This window comes from Nodosilinea sp. LEGE 07088 (assembly GCF_015207395.1).
Lineage (GTDB): Bacteria > Cyanobacteriota > Cyanobacteriia > Phormidesmidales > Phormidesmidaceae > Nodosilinea.
This window is the reverse complement of record NZ_JADEWX010000300.1, coordinates 1-3,815: the sequence shown is the minus strand read 5'-3', so window position 1 is coordinate 3,815 and position 3,815 is coordinate 1. Positions and strand designations below refer to the sequence as shown.

2 protein-coding genes are annotated in these 3,815 nt (G+C 59.2%); one reads left to right on the top strand and one right to left on the bottom strand.

The features are described from left to right. Positions 1-341 precede the first annotated feature (341 nt). A complete protein-coding gene (locus IQ254_RS30070) occupies positions 342-572 on the bottom strand; it encodes a hypothetical protein (protein WP_193969816.1) in 231 nt (76 codons plus the stop codon). A gap of 97 nt (positions 573-669) precedes the next feature. On the opposite strand from IQ254_RS30070, the gene mutS reads away from it, so the two are divergent. After that, positions 670-3,348: a DNA mismatch repair protein MutS gene (mutS, locus tag IQ254_RS30065; RefSeq protein WP_193969815.1), complete on the top strand. Its 2,679-nt coding sequence runs from the start codon at positions 670-672 to the stop codon at positions 3,346-3,348. The last annotated feature ends 467 nt before the right edge of the window (positions 3,349-3,815 follow it).

The following is a 3,815-nucleotide window of genomic DNA, read 5'->3' as shown; positions in this document are numbered from 1 at the left end:
AGATTGCCGGGCAGATGTTTGATAACGAATATGACCTGGCCATGACCGTCATTGAGGGCATGGAGGCACGTAGTAGAACCGGAGATTACCCACTGGAACGTTTTATATTTAATTGCGCCTAGCTACTTAGAGCATCGGTATAGTATTGACGGCAGGTGGGTGAAACCAGCCAGCAGCGCAGATGGGCAGTGGCATCGCGTCCCTAGGCACTGAGGGCATAGTTCAGGGAAACCCAAGGCTACCCCCCCACAAATAGCCCTGCAAAGGCAATCACCTTCACAGGGCTGATATCGAAGATTAACTATGAAAACGGCCACCTTGCCCAGAACCAGGGCTGATGTCTAGAATCCCTGGCGAGAGACAAATTTTTCGATGTCGGCCTGGGTTTGGTGCAGCAGGTTATGGCGGCTATCGCCGGTATTGCTGAGAGAAGGCACCAGGTTGCGGGCCTGGAGCGCCATGTGTAGCTGCAAATGAGCAACGTACTCAGAGAAGTCTTCGCGGGTTTCGGATAGCGCTGGAGCTAGCTGATCTGACAGTGCCACGGGAACAACCTCGTTAGTATTCAACATTCAAAAGATGTGCAACGATATCGAAGCTAACATAGGCCCTGTACCCATCGCGGGTCATGCAACGAAGCTTAACGGTGCGTAACATCTGACACATTCCATGCCCGGTTCAACTCCCTCCGCCGATAGCCAGCCCCCAATTCCAGAACGGTTGGCCAAGCATACAGTGCGCTACGCCGACCACCACGCCGTCAACTGGGACGATTTGACGCCGATGATGCGTCACTACGTGGAGATGAAGGAGCAGTATCCTCACGCGCTGGTGCTGTACCGGGTGGGGGACTTTTTTGAAACGTTTTTTCAAGATGCGATCGCGATCGCCCGCGAGCTCGAGCTGGTGCTCACCAGCAAAGACGCGGGCAAGGCGATTGGCCGGGTGCCCCTGGCGGGCATTCCCCACCACGCCCTCGATCGCTACTGCACGCTGCTGGTGGAAAAAGGCTTTGCGATCGCCATCTGCGACCAGGTGGAAGACCCCGCCGTGGCCCAGGGGCTGGTCAAGCGCGAAGTCACCCGCGTCATCACCCCCGGCACGGTGATTGAAGAGGGCATGCTGAGCGCCAGCCAGAACAACTTTTTGGCCTCAGTGGTGGTGGCGGGGCACCACTGGGGCCTCTCCTACGCCGATGTCTCCACGGGGGAATTTTTGACGACGCAAGGCGAAGACCTCGATCAGCTCGGCCAGGAACTGCTGCGGCTTCAGCCCGCCGAGGTGCTGTTTCCGGTGGATGCGCCCAGTTTGGGGGCGATGCTCAGGCCGGGGGATGCGTCGGATCAGCTACCGGACTGTTTACCGCGCCAGTTTTGCTACACTCTGCGGCCTCCAGGCCCCTACAGCCAGAGCGAGGCGCGGCAGCGGCTTTTGCAGCGGTTTCGGCTGCGATCTTTAGAAGGCTTGGGCTGCGACCACCTGCCCCTGGCGGTGCGGGCGGCGGGTGGTCTGCTGCACTACGTCGAAGAAACCCAAAAGACCGTGCAGGCTCCGCTCCAGCCTCTCTACACCTACACCCTGGCCGCCTACCTGGTGATCGACCACCAGACCCGCCGCAATTTAGAAATCACCCAGACCCAGCGGGATGGCACCTACAACGGCTCGCTGCTGTGGGCGCTCGATCGCACGGTAACTGCCATGGGCGGACGCACCCTGCGTCGCTGGCTGCTGCAACCGCTGTTGGATGTCAAAGGGATTCAATCCCGCCAAGCCACCATTACCGAACTGCTGACGGACGGCAACCTGCGGCAGATGTTGCAGCACAAGCTGAAGCAGATCTACGACCTAGAGCGGCTGGCCGGTCGGGCCGGATCGGGCACCGCCAACGCGCGCGATCTGGTGGCTCTGGCCGAGTCATTTTTGCGGCTGCCCGAGCTGGCAGCCCTGGCCGAACAGGCCCAGTCTCCCTACCTGCAAGCAATCCAGTACGTGCCGCCAGAGCTGGAGAAATTGGGGCAGACGCTGCGATCGCACCTGGTCGAAACCCCACCCCTCTACCTCACCGAGGGCCACCTGATTCGTGACGGGGTCAACGCCCAGCTAGACGACCTGCGCCAGCAGGCGGTGGACGACCAAAAATGGATCGCCGAACTAGAACCCGCCGAGCGCCAGCGCACCGGCATTTCGACCCTCAAGGTCGGCTTTAACAAGGCCTTTGGCTACTACATCAGCGTCTCCCGCGCCCGCGCTGACCAGGCCCCCGACGACTACATTCGCAAGCAGACCCTGACCAACGAAGAACGCTACATCACCCCCGAGCTGAAGGAGCGAGAGGCGCGGGTGTTCAACATCGAGTCAGAAATCAACGCCCTGGAGTACGAGATCTTCAACCAGCTGCGGGAGCAGGTGGGTCAGCAGGTGGAGCTGATTCGCCAGGTGGCTGTCGCCGTCGCCGCTGCCGATGTGCTCTGTGGGCTCGCTGAGGTGGCGATCTTTCAGGGCTATTGCTGCCCGGAGATGGATGAGTCAAGGGCGATTGCCGTTACCGAAGGCCGCCACCCCGTGGTCGAACAGCTGCTCCCTGCCGGGTTCTTTGTACCCAACTCCACCTATATGGGCACGGTTCCCGAGGACAGAACCTCATCGAGTGCCCAAGACCTAATCATTCTCACCGGCCCCAACGCCAGCGGCAAAAGCTGCTACCTACGCCAGGTGGGGCTGATTCAGCTGATGGCGCAGATGGGCAGCTTTGTGCCAGCCAAGGGGGCCAGGCTGGGGGTGTGCGATCGCATTTTCACCCGCGTCGGCGCGGTAGATGACCTGGCTACCGGTCAATCGACCTTCATGGTGGAGATGAACGAAACCGCGAATATTCTCAACCACGCCACGCCGCGATCGCTGGTGCTGCTGGATGAAATTGGTCGCGGCACCGCCACCTTCGACGGTCTCTCCATCGCCTGGGCCGTAGCCGAGTACCTGGCCGTCGAGATTCAGGCCCGCACGATCTTCGCCACCCACTACCACGAACTCAACGAACTGGCGGCACTGATCCCCAACGTGGCCAACTACCAGGTCACCGTCAAAGAAATGCCCGACCAGATCATCTTTCTGCACCAGGTGCAGCCCGGCGGGGCCGATAAATCCTACGGTATTGAAGCCGGGCGGCTGGCGGGGCTGCCCCCCTCAGTGATTCAGCGGGCCCGCGACGTGATGCGCGAGATCGAGCGCAACAGCACGATCGCCGTGGGACTGCGGGGGGAGGTGCCTAAAGCCAGCAAACCTCGACGTCGAGGGAAAGAGTCGTCAGGCGCTTACGATCCATCAGAACAGATGGATCTGTTTAGCTGAGGCTGGGTCGCATTTGAAGTGTTGTCTAACGACCCTGGTATCACCCATCCAGATATCTAACCCGTCTTCGCTATGGCCGTGAACCACAAAATTTGCCAGATCACCCGCAAAATTTAGGCCATCATAAAGAGGTCGCCCACAATAAATGACCGTGGTTTCGTTCCTTGATCGACCTGCTGAGCAGCGCTTCATTCACACTGGCGTCAGCCGGGAAAATTTTAAAGCGATGGTCTGCCAGCTAATGCCCGACAGGTGAATGATTTCGTTTGGAGGCGTCAGGAGCGAGACCATTGCAGAACCCTAGTCGGCAGAACTAATCCAATTCTATAGTCGCGGCTAGCTTAACGGGTGACAACGTACCTAAAGAGCTTGCTGCATCAGGGATAGAGCATAGAGACCACGCTGAAAATAGCGATGTTTATGGGGTTTGAGCGCTATCAGTTGGAGTGCCCAGTCGGTCCATAACT

What these genes read in the sequence shown, in the direction of transcription:
- IQ254_RS30070 (WP_193969816.1), bottom strand. Translation starts at nt 572, where the DNA reads ATGTTGAATACTAACGAGGTTGTTCCCGTGGCACTGTCAGATCAGCTA.
- mutS (WP_193969815.1), top strand. Translation starts at nt 670, where the DNA reads ATGCCCGGTTCAACTCCCTCCGCCGATAGCCAGCCCCCAATTCCAGAA.